Raw genomic sequence first — 14,009 nt, forward strand, 5'->3', positions numbered from 1 at the left:
GCCCGGTCCGGACAAGCGGCGCACGGCCCCCGGCGTCCCCAACCCCCAGCCCCCAGTCCCCGGTGCACGGCGGCCCGGTAAGGCGCTTGCCCGCAAGCGGTGCCCGGGGTCCGGAGACCGGCCACGGTGCCAGGGGCAGCGGCCGCCGTGCCTCCCCGTGCGGTGCCCTGCGCCCGGCCTCCGGTCCGGGGCCCGGCACCCGGCACGGGCGTCAGGCCCCCGCCGTGCGGACCCGCGCCCGGCGACGGCAGCCGGCGCACGGCGCTCGGCCCGGCACCCGCCGCCCCCGCTTGCCGGTGTGTGCTACGAGGGGATCTCGAAGCGTACGAGGACGATCTTGCCGCTGCGGCCGACGGCCGGCTCGGCGCTGACGCCGCCGTCGTAGGCGGCGGCGAGTTCGGCCACCATGCGCAGCCCCTCGCCCGTCCCCTCGCCGGTGAGGCCGGGCAGCCGCGGCTCGGCGTCCGTGACGCCGACGACCAGCCGCCCTCCCGCGACGGTCGTACAGACATCGGTCACCGGCGACCGGGGGGCGTGCCGCAGCACGTTGGTCACCAGCTCGCTGACGACCAGCAGCACCGTGTCCGCGAACGCCGACCCCGGGACGACACCGACCGCGGCGAGGTGTCCCGACACCGCCTCCCGGGCCCGCCCGACCGCCTCGGGTCCCACCTCCACCGAGGTGACATGGCGTCGCACCGGGGGCGGCACATGCTCGATCGCCGCCGCCGGCCTGCCGCGCCACCACGGCAGCCGGAAGCCGCCCTTGCCCGTCACCGCGCCGTCTCCGCCCCGCGCAGCTCGTCCAGCAGGTCCTGCCGGCCGGCCAGCAGGACGGCCAGGATGCGCCGCGCCGCGGCGAGCAGCTCCGCCACATCGCCGCCGGCCAGCTCGTACACCACGGTGGAGCCGGTACGCGTGGCGGTCACGATGCCCGAGCGGCGCAGCACGGCCAGCTGCTGCGACAGGCTCGACGGCTCGACCCCGATCACGGCCAGCAGCTCACGCACCGGCTTCGGCCCGTCCTGAAGCAGTTCCAGCACCCGGATCCGCACCGGGTGCCCCAGTATGCGGAAGAACTCCGCCTTCGCCTCGTACAGCGGAACCGGCATCCGGATCGCCCCTCTTCCGCCCCTCCGCGGTCGCCTTCCCCGGCAACTGGTGAATTGAAGAACTCTTCAATCCCCTCCAGACTAGAGGACGATCGGCGGCCCTGGCGCGGCAGCGCTCACGTTCCCGGTGGGCGATCCGGGTCCGCGCCGGCGGCGGTGCCCCGGCCGGGTTCGGCGACCAGCAGGCTGAGCTGCTCCTCCCCGAGATCGACGTCGACGACATGGCGGAAGCCGGCGGCCTCCGCCGTCGCGAGCGCGCCCCGGTCGCCCTCGGGGACCGCGTGGACGATCCGCCGGCAGTCCGGATCCGATGTCCCCACGGCCTGGACGAGGACCCGGAGGACCTCGGACAGGGCGCCGTCGGGGCACCCCGGTCCGATCCGCAGTTCCAGGTCGCGCGCGCCGGCCGGGTAGGCGTCCCTCAGCCGCCCGGCCGCACAGCGCTCCACCTGGACGCCCACGTCCAAGTCCCGGCGGTGCAGCCGCATTCGGCCCGTGACGCGGGTCCACGACTCGACGGCGGTCCGCCATCCGCGCGGGACGCCGAATTCGGGCAGGCGCGGTACCGCGAGCATGTCAGCCCTCCTGCGCCAGCCGCCGGACGGCGGCCTTGTCCAGCTTCCCGGCGGCGTTCCGCGGGACGGCGGGAACGACCTTGAGGCGGGTCGGCAGCTTGTACCGGGCCAGTTGGGCGCCCCCGTGGGCGCGGACGTCCTCCAGGGTGATCTCCACCCGGTCGTCCACGCTCATCACGGCGGCCACGGTCTCGCCCCACTGCTCGTCGGGCACCCCGACGACGGCGACGTCGACCACGCCCTTCAGGGCGGCCAGGACCCGCTCGGCCTCCGCCGGGTAGACGTTCTCACCACCGCTGATGATCATGTCCTTCAGCCGGTCGACGATGTACAGGTATCCGTCCTCGTCGAGGTGGCCGATGTCGCCCGAGTGGAACCAGCCCTCGTCGTCGAACGCCGCCCGGTCGGCCTCCGGGTTGTTCCAGTACCCGGCGGTCACATGGGGGCCGCGGACGACGATCTCACCGGGCTCGCCGGGCCCGACGGGTTCGTTGGTGATCGCGTCGACGACACGGATCTCCGTGAACGGCATGGGGATGCCGGCGGATCCGGTCTTGTCCAGGGTGCGTTCGGCCGGCAGATGGGTGGCGAAGGGGGCGGTCTCCGTCAGCCCCCACGCCTGCTGGAGCAGCACACCGTGCTCCGCGTAGCGGGAGATGAGCGCGGGCGGCACCGGAGCGCCCGCGACCACCACCGAGCGGAGGTGGCTCAGGTCCTGCTCGAAGACGCCGGGGACCCGGGCGAGGGCGGCGAACATCTGGGCGACGCCGAACATGGAGTTGACCCGGTGGGTGACGATGTCGCCGAGACACTCCTGAGGGTCGAAGGCGCGGCGTATCACCACCGTGCCGCCCCGCACCAGGGTGCGCAGCACAAAGCTGTTGAGGGCTCCGATGTGGAAGAGCGGGGCGGCCGCGTACGTGACGTCGCCGCGCCGTGTGTCCAGCCGCAGCTCGACGTTGACGGAGTTCCACCAGACGTTGCCGTGCGTCAGGACGACCCCCTTGGGCAGGCCGGTGGTGCCCGAGGTGAACATCAGGACCGCCGGGTCGTCGGCGTGCCTGACGGCCACCGCCGAGGCGGGCCGGGCGGCGGCGATCAGCGTGGACCACGGCTCCCAGCCGTCCGCGCCGGCGGTCGGCGCCTCCGGGTCGTCGTCCACGAGGAGGAAACGGGTCAGCCGGGTTCCGGCCCGCACCGTCTCGACGCTCGCCCGGTGTCCTTCCTCGCACACGACGACGGTGGCTCCGCTGCCGTCGAGCACGCGCTGCAACTCCGGTTCGGCGAGCCGGAAGTTGACGGGGACGAAGACGGCACCGAGGCGGAAGGCGGCCAGCATCGTCACCAGGAAGGAGCTGCTGTTGAGGCCGAGATGGGCGATCCGGTCCCCGTCGGTGGTGCCGCCGTCCGCCAGCGCGGTCGCCAGGCGCGCGGCCTTGTCGTCGAGCTGGGCGTACGTCAGGTCGCCGCCGGCGTAGCGGACGACGACGGCATCACCCTGCCAGCGGGCGTTGCGCGCGACCGCGGCGGCGGGGTTGAGGTCGACCCGGAGACCCGAGTTGCGCGGGTGAGGGGTCGTCGCTGTAGGCGTGGTCACTGTCGGCTCCTCGTCGGGCTTCAGAGGTCGTCGCCGCCGGCGGCGCGCGTGAATCCGCGTACGCCGATGCCGCCGTCGACGGAGATCGCGTGTCCGGTGATCGGCCCGCTCTGCTCGCGGGCGGCGAGCAGGACGTACGGTCCGGTGAAGTCCCTGGGGTCGGTGCTGGAATCGTGCAGGGGGATGGGCGGCGTCGCGCCGGGGCCCTTCCTGGCGAAGGACGCGGAGATGGAGCGGCCGGCCAGGGCGAGGGACTCGGGCCCGCGCAGGTCGGTGTTCATGCCGCCGCAGGCGACGCCGTTGACGCGGACCTTGGGAGCGAGTTCGTAGGCGAGTTCGCGCATCAGGCCCAGGCAGGCGTGTTTGCTGGCCGTGTAGAGGGGTCCGCCGCCGTTGACGTGGAACGAGGCGTTGGACAGCGTCATGACGATGCTGCCGCGTGCCTTCACCAGCTCGGGCCACGCCGCCTCAGCGGCGAGCAGATACCCCTTGACGTTGACGGAGAAGATCTCGTCGAAGGCCGTGTCCAGTTCCGCGGCGCCGAGCCGGGTGAGCTGCCGCTGGTAGTCCCACACCCCCGCGTTGGCGACGAGGGTGTCGAGCTTGCCGAAGCGGCTGACCGTCTCGGCGACGGCCCGGTGCAGGCCGTCGGAGTCGCGCACGTCCGCCGTGACGGCGTGGATGCGGGACGGGTCGGCCGCCGAGCGTACGACGTCGTCCAGCTGCTCCGCGTCGCGGCCCAGGACGGTGACCGAGGCGCCCTCGGCGAGGAAGCGTTCGGCCACCGCGCGGCCGATGCCCGATCCGCCCCCGGTGATCAGGGCGGCGTAGCCGCCGAGCCAGCCCCCGCTCACGCCCGCTCCGCGAGGAACCCGGTGACCAGCTCGTCGAACTCGCGCTGCCGCTCCAGCTGGACCCAGTGACCGCAGCGGCCGAACACGTGCAGCCGCACGTCGCGGAGGTGCTTGAGCATGAGCTGGGCGCCGTCGAGGGTGATCGTCCGGTCGTCGCGGCCCCACAGCAGCAGGGTGGGTGCAGTGATCCGGTGCAGGTCACGCCACAGCGGGTCCATGCCGCCGCGCCGGGCGAACGCGGCGTTGTAGCGGTGGTAGAAGGCGATGTGGCCCTCGTCGAGCGACGCCTCGTAGCGGGCCCGCACCACGTCCTCGCCGAACTGCCGGTGGTCGTAGACCATGGTGCGGATGAACGCGGCCATCTTCTTCTCGCTGGGCCCGCCGCCGTTGTAGTAGCGGAACATCTCCTTCTGACCCTCGGTGGGGGTCGGGCCGAACGGCACCCAGCCGCCGCCGGGTGCCATCAGGACGAGCCGGGTCACGCGCTCCGGGCGGTGCTGGGCCATGGCGATGGCGGCGGCGCCGCCGAGGCTGTTGCCCAGCAGGTGGAAGGTGCCGATGCCGAGGGCGTCGAGGGCCTGGAAGAGTGCGTCCACGGTGATCTCGGTGATCGATCGCTGCTCCAGGTCCTCCTCACCGGGGCGGTAACTGCCGCCGAAACCGGGCTGGTCCGGCAGCACGACACGGAAGTGCCGGGCCAGCGCCGGGAGGTTCTGGCGGTAGTTGCTGACGCCGGAGGCGCCCGGCCCGCCGCCGTGCAGCATGACCAGCACGGGGCCTTCGCCGGTTTCGGCCACGGCGATCTCACCCAGTGAGGTGGGCACGCGGTGCTGCTTGAGGTCGAGGTCGGTCACGGGATGTCCCATCGGAGTGGAGAGCGGGGCCCAAGCGGGGTCGAGGCAGGGCCGGGGAGGACCCGGGAGGAGAGCCGGGAGGAGAGCCGGGAGGGGCAGGAGGGGCGGGAGCGAGGGCGGGAGGCGTCAGAAGAACGTCGAGATGTTCTTCGCCTGCAGCACGTTCTGCTCCAGGAGGACGGTCCTGCGGGCCACTCGGAGGTGTCCGTCGCCGGTGCGGCGCAGCAGGTCGGTGCGGGTGCCGGCGAAGACGTTCTCCTCCCTCTCCAGCCGGTTGCGGTAGACCAGGAAGGCCGAGCGGGCCCACAGGTCCTCCGCCGTGAAGCCGTCGTGCTCGGCGGGGTCCGCGTGCCTGACCATCACGTTCGTCACCAGGTGCCGGGTACGCGAGGGCGGGTCCTCGGACCAGGCCATGCCGGAGTCGAAGCGGCGGATGCGCCAGGCGAGACTGTCCTTGGTCTCGTCGTAGTAGGCGGCCTCGCCGCGGGCGGCGACGGACAGGGACTGCTGGCGGCGCAGCCGGTTGGTGCGCGTCGGCATCCAGTAGTCGAGGTCGTCGGCGAGCAGGTCGAGCCAGTCGGCGTAGCGGCCGGCGTCGAGGAGGTCGGCCTCCTCGTAGTAGAACTGCTCGACCTCGAAGTGGGTGTCGCGGTCGGCGCGCGTCCCCGCACGTGACCGGATCTGCTCGGTGGCGGTGCTCACGGTGTCATTCGATCCCTTCTCCGCATCGAGGCGGTACGGGCTGTGCCGCTGGGCGGCACAGCGGCACGTCATCCGCGCAGCAGGGTGCGCAGGTTCACGTCGGGGTCGGCCAGCCGGGCGGCGTCGGCCGGGACGCGGCGGTCGATCATGCGGCGGGCGGCACGGACGGCGGTCGGGTCGTCGACGGAGGCCGCGGCGACGACCAGACCGTCGCACAGGCCGAAGACCGCGAAGGCCGGGTCGTCGCCGCAGCCGCGGGCGACGATGTGCGCGGCCGCGTCCATGCGGCCGACGGCCTCGACGTGGCGTCCGTGGCGGTCCGTCCAGAACCAGGGGGCGGCCGGGTCCGGCGGGCGGGTGCCGAGGAGGGTGGCCGCCGCGCGGGCCGCGTCGTGCCGGGCCGCCTCCCAGTGCTCGGTGCGCGGCAGGAGCACCCCCTCGCGGCGGGTGCGTGCCGGGTCGCCGACGGCGAGCACGGCCGGGTTCGAGGTGACCTGTCCCGGGTCCACGACGATGCCGCCGTCCACGTCCAGGCCGGCCGCCTCGGCGAGTTCGGTGCGCGGCACCATGCCGACACCGAGCACCACCGCGTCGAACAGCCGGGGTGCGGCGGCGCCCGCGAACCGTGCCTCGATGCCGCCGGTCCGCTCGGTGAGCGACTCCACGACATCGCACACGGTCGTGACACCGTGCCGGGCGTGCAGGGCGTGCACCCAGGCGGCCAGTTCGGGCCCGAGTGCCGCGGCGAGCGGCACGGCCGCCGGATCGACCAGGACCACGTCGCAGCCGCGCCGCACGGCGGTGGAGGCGACCTCGGCCCCGATCAGCCCGGCTCCGACGACCAGCAGGCGGGCGCCGGGCACGAGGGCCGGGCGCAGCCGGTCGGCGTCGTCCGCCGTGCGCAGCACGTGGACGCGTGCGCCGCCGGCTCCCAGGACGGGCGGGCGGGCCGCGCCGCCGCCGGTGGCGAGGACGACGCGGTCGGCGGGCAGCAGACTGCCGTCGTCGAGTTCGACGGCGCCGTCCCGCGGCCGCAGCGCGGTGACGGCCGTCCGGTCGACCAGCCGGATCCGCTGGTCGTCGTACCACCGGGGCGGCTGCAGGGCGATCCGCTCGATGTCCTTGGTCCCGGCCAGGAAGTCCTTCGACAGCGGCGGCCGGTCGTAGGGGAACTCGCCGGTGTCGACGAGGGTGACGTCGCCGTCGAAGCCGCCCGCACGCAGGGACGCCGCCGTGCTGACGCCGGCGATGCCGCCGCCCACGATCACCACACGGTCGGTCACGGCGCCTCGCCGGGGAAGAGGTAGACCTCGCCGTCGCGCACCTCGACACGGTGGGGGCAGGCGTCGCGGGTCGCGGGCAGCCCCTGGACCTCGCCGCTCTTGAGGCAGAACTTGCTGGAGTGCAGGGGGCACTCGACGTATCCGTCCTCGACCCAGCCGTCGGCGAGGGAGGCGGTCTCGTGGGTGCAGGTGTCGTCGAGCGCCCACACGGTGCCGTCGGTGTCGCGCAGCACGGCGATGTCGTCGACGGTGCCGGTGATCGCCTTGTCGACGGCGATGCCCTCGCCCTGGGGGATGTCGTCCAGGGCCGCGACGCGGATGCCGTCGCTCATGTCTGCTCCTCGTGCCAGGCGGGGGTGTTCATCAGCTCGCGCCAGCGGGCGTAGAAGGCCCGTCCCGCCGCGTCGCTGTACAGTTCGCTGGTCGTGCCGGGGTGGCGGCCGTCCTCGCGTTCGGTGCCCAGTCCCATCTGGTAGTTCAGGGCCACGTTGTTGGTGATGAAGCCGTGGGAAATGGCCTGCACCTCGCTCCAGTTCTCCCCGTCGTCCTGCTCGAAGACGCCGCTGGGGCCGAAGGTCCGCAGGTTGTACAGGCGCTGGGCCTCGCGCACCTCGTCGGGCATCGACTTGTCGACGACGGTCCAGGCCCACACCTCCATCCGGTCGGGGCCCTTGGGGTGCCAGACCCGGATGGAGCCGTTGACCGGGAGGTAGGAGAAGTTGGGGAAGACGGTGGCGTGCCCGTTGGTCAGCGGGCCCTCGACGCGGGCCTCACCGAGGCGCTCGCGCAGCGCGTCGTAGTCCATCCATGTGTGCACGCCCTGGGCGTCGAACCGGTTCTTCGGGTGGACCGGGAAGCCCGCGCCGTTGCCCCGCGCGTCGGAGTACTGGCGGCCGGTGCGGTGCACGACCTCGTCCTTGGGCTTCCTGCCCGGCGCGAGCACCATGAGCGCCGAGGCGTGGCTCATGTTGACGTGGTACCAGTCGGTGGCGAACTGCTCGGCCGAGAGCTTCCAGTTGCCCTCCAGGACCCACTTGTGCACCCCGCCCACCACGACGGTGCCCTCGTCGTCGTGGTCCAGCATCGCGTCCATGTACCACGCCATGTCCCCCAGCGACTCGCGCAGCGGCAGCGGGTCGGGGTTCCAGGTGCCGAAGACGAGGCCGCGGTAGGTCTCCACGTGCGGGACCTCGACCAGGCCCCACTCTCCGGTGTCGAAGGAGCCGGGGTAGCCGTCCTTGTTGGGCACGCTCACCAGGGAGCCGTCCAGGCCGAACGACCAGCCGTGGTAGGTGCAGGTGAAGCTGCGGGTGGTACCGGAGTCGGCGCGGCAGACGCGGGCGCCGCGGTGGCGGCAGTTGTTGAGGTAGGCGCGCAGGCGCCGGTCGCGGTCGAGGGTGACGATGACCGGGTCCTCGCCCATGTACGTGGTGAAGAAGTCGCCCGGCTTGTGGAACTGGTCGGTGTGCGCGAGGAACAGCCAGCTCGGTGCGAAGACGCGGCGCAGTTCCTGACGGTAGAGCTCCTGGTCGGTGAAGATGACGCGATCCAGCAGCCCGCCCTCGGTGTCCACGAGCCCGGAGACGTCGATGTTCCGCGCCAGGTCTGCCGGGCGCCGCAGGGCCCCGCGCGGGGCCGTCGTGGCCGCGCCCTGGGTTTCGTTCGTCGAGGTCATGGCACTGAGGCAACAGCAGTGCCGCCCGAGGGGGCCATCCGACGTTCCGTACGACGGCACACCCGCTGTCGGCGGCCGGTGGCCGCGGGAGAGCGTGAGCGCATGCTTGCCGCAACCGCCGTCTCCCAGAGCGCGACCGACCCGCTGGCCGGGCTCGTCCTGGGTGACGTACCCGAGCCCGAGCCCCGGCCCGGCTGGTCCGTCGTCCGTGTCGTCTCCTCGTCGCTGAACATGCACGACCTGTGGACCCTGCGCGGCGTCGGCCATCCGTCCGAGCGGCTTCCGATCGTCCTCGGCTGCGACGCCGCGGGCTACGACGAGGACGGCAACGAGGTCCTCGTGCACCCCGTCATCGGCGACCCGGACGCCGGACTGGGCGACGAGACGCTCGACCCGGGCCGTGCCCTGCTGTCGGAGCGGCACGACGGGGCGTTCGCCGAGTACCTCGCCGTCCCCACCCGCAACCTCGTCCCCAAGCCGTCGTGGCTCTCCTTCGACGAGGCCGCCTGTCTGCCCGTCGCCTGGGGCACCGCGTACCGCATGCTCTTCACCCAGGCCCGGATCACCGCCGGCGACCGGGTCCTCGTGCAGGGCGCGGGCGGCGGGGTCGCCTCCGCGGCGATCAAGCTGGCCGTGGCCGCGGGCGCCGTCGTGTACGCCACCAGCCGCAGCGAGGAGAAGCGGGCCCGGGCCCTCGAATGGGGCGCCCGGGCGGCCGTGGCGACCGGAGAGCGGCTGCCCGAGCGGGTGGACGTCGTGGTCGAGACGGTCGGCGAGGCCACCTGGGGGCACTCGCTGAAGTCGCTGCGCCCGGGGGGCACGATCGTGATCGCCGGAGCGACCAGCGGCACCAACTCGCCCGCCGGCCTGGGGCGGATCTTCTATCTGCAGCAGCGTGTTCTCGGCTCGACCGGCTGCACACGCGGCGAGTTGCTGGCGCTGCTGAAGCTCATGGACGCGACCGGCGTGCGCCCGGTGATCGACCGCACGCTGCCGCTGGACGAGATCCACAAGGGTTTCCAGCTCATGATCGACGGGCGGCTCACCGGGAAGCTCGTCATCCGCCCTTCCGGCCCCCACCAGTGAGGAGCACCGCGATGACCGCCGCCGCAGTCGGCCTGTCCCACTCTCCCCTCATCGGCAAGATCGATCCGGCGCCCGAGGTCGTCGCCGCCGTCGAGGACGCCGTCGGCACCGCGCGCGCCTTCGTCCGCGCCTTCGACCCCGACCTGGTCGTCCTGTACGCCCCGGACCACTACAACGGCTTCTTCTACGGGGAGATGCCACCGTTCTGCCTGGCCACGGACGCGCGTTCCGTCGGCGACTTCGGCTCGGCCGCGGGCCCGGTGTCGGTCGACGGCGATGCCGCGCGCGCCCTCGCCCGTGGTGTCCTCGACCGCGGTGTGGACCTGACGGTGTCGGCCCGCATGACCGTCGACCACGGCTTCGTACAGCCGTTGGAGGTCCTGTTCGGCGGGATCGACACGATTCCCGTCGTCCCCGTCTTCGTCAACGGCGTCGCCGCACCGCTCGGGCCGGTCGGCCGCATCCGGGCCCTGGGGACCGCGCTCGGCGAAGCGGCGGCCGCACTCGACCGCCGGGTCCTGTTCATCGGATCCGGCGGGCTCTCGCACGACCCGCCGGTGCCGACGCTCGACGGTGCCCCGCCCCGTGTGGCCGATGCCCTCATCGAGGGGCACCCGCCCACCCCGGAGCAGCGGGCCAGGGGGGAGCAGCGCGTCATCCAGGCCGGACGGGACTACGCCGCGGGCTCGACCACGATGCTTCCGCTCAACCCCACCTGGGACAACCACGTCCTGGACACGCTGGAAGGCGGCCGGCTGGCGGAGGTGGACGGCTGGAGCGTGGAGTGGATGGCCGCCGAGGGCGGTGGTTCGGCCCACGAAGTACGCGCCTGGATCGCCGCGTTCGCGTCCCTGGCCGCCACGGGCCCGTACCGCATGACGTCGCGCTTCTACGCACCGGTTCCCGAATGGATCGCGGGCTTCGCCGTCGCGACCGCGGAGCAGTCCGGGGGACGGTAGCCGACCGGTCCGCCGTCCTCGGCGGTCCGCCGTCGTCCCGGTTCCGGACCGGGCCGTCGGCGGACCGCCGACGGCAACCCGGTCGACGACGGACCGCCGAGGACGGCCCGAGCGGCGGTCACGGCCCGAGCGGCGGTCACGCTCCCGGTACGCCGTGCCGTCACACCGCTCGCGGCGGGCAGTCGACTCGGCGCCGGGCGAAGGGACTTCGCGCCGGAGGGCCGGTGACGATCACGGCGGCCCGGGCGGGCTACGCCCGGGCCTCCCGCACCACCGCGTGCACCCTCGCGGTCCGTCCCGACCATGCCCGGGACGCGGCGGCGGCGACACGGCGGGCCTGTGCGCTCAGCCCCCGCGTGTCGATCTGCCCTCGCCGGCCCGCGACCGACAGGGCCGCGACCGCCCGTCCACCGCGCCCGAGCACCGGTGCCGCCACGCACACGAGTCCCGGCTGGTACTCCTCGTCGTCGAATGCCACCCCGGTGCGGCGGATGGCCTCCAGTGCGGCGGCCAGGTCGCCGGGGCCGGTCAGGGTGCGGTCGGTGAAGCGCGGCAGCGGCTCGGACGCCGCCCGCTCCGCCGCGGTCGAGTCGTAGGCGAGCAGGACCTTCCCGACGGCGGTCGCGTGGGCGGGCAGCCGCCCGCCGATCCGGGACGGCACCGGCGCGGAGCGGTGACCGTAGAGCTTGGCGAGATAGACGACGTGCGTGTCGTGGAGCACGGCCAGGTGCACCGTTTCCCGGGTCGTCTCGTACAGGTCGGCCAGGTGGGGCAGCAGCACGTCGCGGACGCTCTCGGCGCCCGGCGCGTAGACGGCCCGGCCCAGGTGGTGCAGGCGCTCGCCGAGCCGGTAGTCCGTGCCCACCCGTTCCACGACGCCGTTGCGCTCCAGCATGCCGAGCACCCGGTACGCGGTCGACTTGCTCATCCGCGCGCGCCGCGCGAGCTCGCTGACACCCGTCCCCGCGCTGGCCCTGTCCCCCAGGGCGACGAGGAGGCTGATGGCCTTGTCGACGGCGGCCCGGTCGTCGCGCCCGGGGCCGGCGAGGGTGGCGGTCATGCTGGTTCACCTCAGCTTCAGGGGGAGGTGTCACTTTCAATACACCACCCGGAAACCTTTACGTGACAAGGATGCGAAGAGACCGTCCGTTCGTCAACAATGACGACATGGCAATTAAAAGTGACACCCTGGCCCGGGAGAACGATCTCGTCGCCCGCAACGTCCGTCGCTTCCGGCTGGAGAGGGCGATGTCCCTGGGCGACCTCGCCCGCCGGTCCGGCCTCTCCAAGCAGACGCTGTCCAAGATCGAACAGGGGGTGGGCAATCCCACCGTGGAGACGCTGGCCCTCCTGGGGGCCGCACTGGACATGCCGGCGCGCCGGCTGCTGACCGAGTGGGGCACCCCGGTCTACGTCCAGCGGCACGACGAGGGCGAGTGGTCGGACCGCGTGAACTGGTCCGAGCGCCTCCTCGACGAGACCTACGGCTCCGGCTATGTGCGGACCCTGGTCCTGCGCCTGGAGCGGGGCGGCAAGGACCAGCGGCCGGTGACCGCGCACGCCGCGGGCACGCTCCACCACGTCTACGTCTTCTCCGGGAAGCTGCGCACCGGCCCCCTCGACGAGCCCGTGGACCTGGCGGCCGGCGACTTCGTCCGCTTCCCCGGTGACGTCCCCCATCAGCTCGTCTGCCTGAGCGACCGGGTCGTGGCGCACATGGTCACCACCCTTCCCCAGGTCCGCCGGTTCGGCCCCACCGTCACCAAGGGAGGAGTGACCGCACGACCGAGCTGACGGCGCGGGACCACGTCCTCGACGCCCCCGGCGGCCGAGGGGTGACGTCATGGCGGTGTCCAGGTGAGGCCGGTCTCGGCGATGAAGCCGTCGAGGAGGTCGGGCCGGTACTGCATCTTCTTCAGCCGAGCGCGGGTGAGGTCGGCGAGGGCATCGACGGGGGCGGGGCGTAGGCCGGCAGGCGGAAGACGGTCAGCCACCGTTTCCGTGCGGCCGGCAACTCGCGCATCAGCGCGTCCTTGTGCTGAGTGGAGTTGTCCCACACCAGCACGATGCCCGCGCCGAGCTGCTGATGAGCGGCGTCCAGCAACTCGGCGAAGTCCCGCTCCCTGAAGCCGTGCTTCTCACCCCGCCGACCCGGGGCCCCCTGCTCCCTCACCTTCATCCGGGAGAGGCGTCCCCAGGGCACGTTCGGTGCCGGACCACTCGAGTGCGCGGTGTTCGGCGCTCCAACCCGTCACCGTCATCGTCACCAGGCGGTCGACCCACTCCATGTGCGCCCCCGTCAGAACAGCGAGTTGTTGCCCTTCAGCCGGCGTCGCAGGAACGTGGCGAAGGTCTGGTCCTCCAGGTGTGTCAGCGAGGTGCCGCCAGGCTCGATGTAGGCGACCCGCCACTTCTGGGCGTCGCTCCCCAGGGCGAGCCAGCCGAACGCCCTGCCTTCCAGTTCACCCCACTGCAGGAACACCGGGTCCTCGGTCAGCCAGGCGGCCCGGGCGACGGGGAACACCTGCATGCCGGCGATCACCCCGCCGGGGAACTCCCGCATAACCGACAGGTAGTCCTGCGGGAACACGATGGACGATGCCGTCGGGTCGTCCACGGCGCGGCCGACGAGTTCCTGTGCGTACTGCCGGATGCCCGGCACACCGATATTGCGGATCCTGGTGACGAGTTCCGTCACCGCGTCGACGTCCGGGTTCGACAGCACCGTGGCTGTCGACCGCATGTCGTCGGCGACCTTCCAGAAGGAACCCGATTCGTATTCCTCGACGGTCTCGAATGCCGGAGTTCCCTCGGCACGCCCGAGCAGCGCCCGCGCGACGAACTCCGAGGCGGAAAAGGGAAGGTCGAGCCACAGCTGGAAATCGTCGTCCGTGACGACGGTCGTCCAGTCCGCGGTGTCGGCGGCGCTGGTGTCCCACAGCAGCACGCCGTCGGTGGCGGTGCGGCCCCACGGCACCATGCCCCCAGGCTCTGGAAAGAGGGGCAGCCACAGCCGCTGCTCGCGACTGACCAGGGACTGCTCCATGTCCTCCATCCGCAGCGCGGTGGCCCGGGTGAACTCCTCCAGGGAGCGCACAGGGCCGTCCGGCCGCTCGAGCAGCACGGAACCCGCGAAGACTCCCGCCGGCACGGCCTGGACCAGCAGCTCGAAGTCCTCGGGGACGACCCGCCCGTACCCCTCGTCCTCCGGTCGCCTGGGGGCGTCGAGGCCGAGCAGTCGGATGACGTCGAGATGATTCATGTGTTCCTCCATGAACGACGTCGGCGGTGGGGTGGGCGAGTAACGATCGC

Annotated in this window: 15 protein-coding genes and 1 pseudogene; 3 read left to right on the top strand and 13 right to left on the bottom strand. The window is 72.8% G+C overall.

The window, feature by feature from the left end; genetic code table 11:
• Positions 1–303 precede the first annotated feature (303 nt).
• From ACZ79I_RS03705 to ACZ79I_RS03750, 10 genes are all read right to left on the bottom strand, one after another.
• Positions 304–777 (bottom strand): ATP-binding protein, encoded by a 474-nt coding sequence (locus ACZ79I_RS03705; RefSeq protein ID WP_471494019.1) that lies wholly within the window; start codon positions 775–777, stop codon positions 304–306.
• A complete protein-coding gene (locus ACZ79I_RS03710; RefSeq protein ID WP_471494020.1) occupies positions 774–1,112 on the bottom strand; it encodes an ArsR/SmtB family transcription factor in 339 nt (112 codons plus the stop codon). The genes ACZ79I_RS03705 and ACZ79I_RS03710 overlap by 4 nt, the downstream gene beginning before the upstream one ends.
• A 116-nt stretch (positions 1,113–1,228) precedes the next feature.
• Positions 1,229–1,687, bottom strand: a complete 459-nt coding sequence (locus tag ACZ79I_RS03715) for a hypothetical protein (RefSeq protein WP_471494022.1) — start codon at positions 1,685–1,687, stop codon at positions 1,229–1,231.
• Between the two features lies 1 nt (position 1,688).
• Entirely contained in the window at positions 1,689–3,284 is a 1,596-nt protein-coding gene (locus ACZ79I_RS03720; RefSeq protein ID WP_471494023.1) for an AMP-binding protein, read from the bottom strand.
• 20 nt (positions 3,285–3,304) lie between these two features.
• The gene (locus ACZ79I_RS03725; protein ID WP_471494025.1) at positions 3,305–4,138 is read right to left on the bottom strand and encodes an SDR family NAD(P)-dependent oxidoreductase; all 834 of its coding nucleotides are present in this window, start codon (positions 4,136–4,138) and stop codon (positions 3,305–3,307) included.
• The gene (locus ACZ79I_RS03730) at positions 4,135–4,992 is read right to left on the bottom strand and encodes an alpha/beta fold hydrolase (protein WP_471494027.1); all 858 of its coding nucleotides are present in this window, start codon (positions 4,990–4,992) and stop codon (positions 4,135–4,137) included. The genes ACZ79I_RS03725 and ACZ79I_RS03730 overlap by 4 nt, the downstream gene beginning before the upstream one ends.
• A 126-nt stretch (positions 4,993–5,118) precedes the next feature.
• Positions 5,119–5,694: a 3-phenylpropionate/cinnamic acid dioxygenase subunit beta gene (locus ACZ79I_RS03735; RefSeq protein ID WP_471494028.1), complete on the bottom strand. Its 576-nt coding sequence runs from the start codon at positions 5,692–5,694 to the stop codon at positions 5,119–5,121.
• A 68-nt stretch (positions 5,695–5,762) separates the two neighbouring features.
• On the bottom strand, positions 5,763–6,977 hold the full coding sequence (locus ACZ79I_RS03740) for an NAD(P)/FAD-dependent oxidoreductase (protein WP_471494030.1): 1,215 nt from the start codon (positions 6,975–6,977) through the stop codon (positions 5,763–5,765).
• Positions 6,974–7,309: a non-heme iron oxygenase ferredoxin subunit gene (locus ACZ79I_RS03745; protein ID WP_471494032.1), complete on the bottom strand. Its 336-nt coding sequence runs from the start codon at positions 7,307–7,309 to the stop codon at positions 6,974–6,976. Before ACZ79I_RS03745 ends, ACZ79I_RS03740 begins: the two co-directional genes overlap by 4 nt.
• Positions 7,306–8,652, bottom strand: coding sequence for an aromatic ring-hydroxylating dioxygenase subunit alpha (locus ACZ79I_RS03750; protein ID WP_471494034.1), 1,347 nt, complete (start codon positions 8,650–8,652; stop codon positions 7,306–7,308). Before ACZ79I_RS03750 ends, ACZ79I_RS03745 begins: the two co-directional genes overlap by 4 nt.
• 102 nt (positions 8,653–8,754) lie before the next feature.
• On the opposite strand from ACZ79I_RS03750, the gene ACZ79I_RS03755 reads away from it, so the two are divergent.
• Both ACZ79I_RS03755 and ACZ79I_RS03760 read left to right on the top strand, forming a co-directional pair.
• Positions 8,755–9,738: a zinc-binding dehydrogenase gene (locus tag ACZ79I_RS03755; protein ID WP_471494036.1), complete on the top strand. Its 984-nt coding sequence runs from the start codon at positions 8,755–8,757 to the stop codon at positions 9,736–9,738.
• An 11-nt stretch (positions 9,739–9,749) separates the two neighbouring features.
• Complete coding sequence (locus ACZ79I_RS03760) at positions 9,750–10,697, top strand: 3-carboxyethylcatechol 2,3-dioxygenase (protein WP_471494037.1); 948 nt, start codon at positions 9,750–9,752, stop codon at positions 10,695–10,697.
• Positions 10,698–10,947: 250 nt separating this feature from the next.
• Here ACZ79I_RS03760 and ACZ79I_RS03765 read toward each other — a convergent pair whose 3' ends face one another.
• On the bottom strand, positions 10,948–11,757 hold the full coding sequence (locus ACZ79I_RS03765) for an IclR family transcriptional regulator (protein WP_471494039.1): 810 nt from the start codon (positions 11,755–11,757) through the stop codon (positions 10,948–10,950).
• 71 nt (positions 11,758–11,828) lie between these two features.
• On the opposite strand from ACZ79I_RS03765, the gene ACZ79I_RS03770 reads away from it, so the two are divergent.
• Positions 11,829–12,491 carry a helix-turn-helix domain-containing protein gene (locus ACZ79I_RS03770; RefSeq protein WP_471494041.1) on the top strand — a complete coding sequence of 221 codons (663 nt, stop codon included), beginning with the start codon at positions 11,829–11,831 and terminating at the stop codon, positions 12,489–12,491.
• A gap of 47 nt (positions 12,492–12,538) precedes the next feature.
• Here ACZ79I_RS03770 and ACZ79I_RS03775 read toward each other — a convergent pair.
• Positions 12,539–12,891 (bottom strand): annotated as a pseudogene (locus ACZ79I_RS03775) (transposase); the annotation flags it as partial.
• Positions 12,892–12,996: 105 nt separating this feature from the next.
• The gene (locus ACZ79I_RS03780; RefSeq protein WP_471494043.1) at positions 12,997–13,959 is read right to left on the bottom strand and encodes a hypothetical protein; all 963 of its coding nucleotides are present in this window, start codon (positions 13,957–13,959) and stop codon (positions 12,997–12,999) included.
• Positions 13,960–14,009: the final 50 nt, after the last annotated feature.

The organism is Streptomyces sp. PSU-S4-23 (assembly GCF_055632315.1).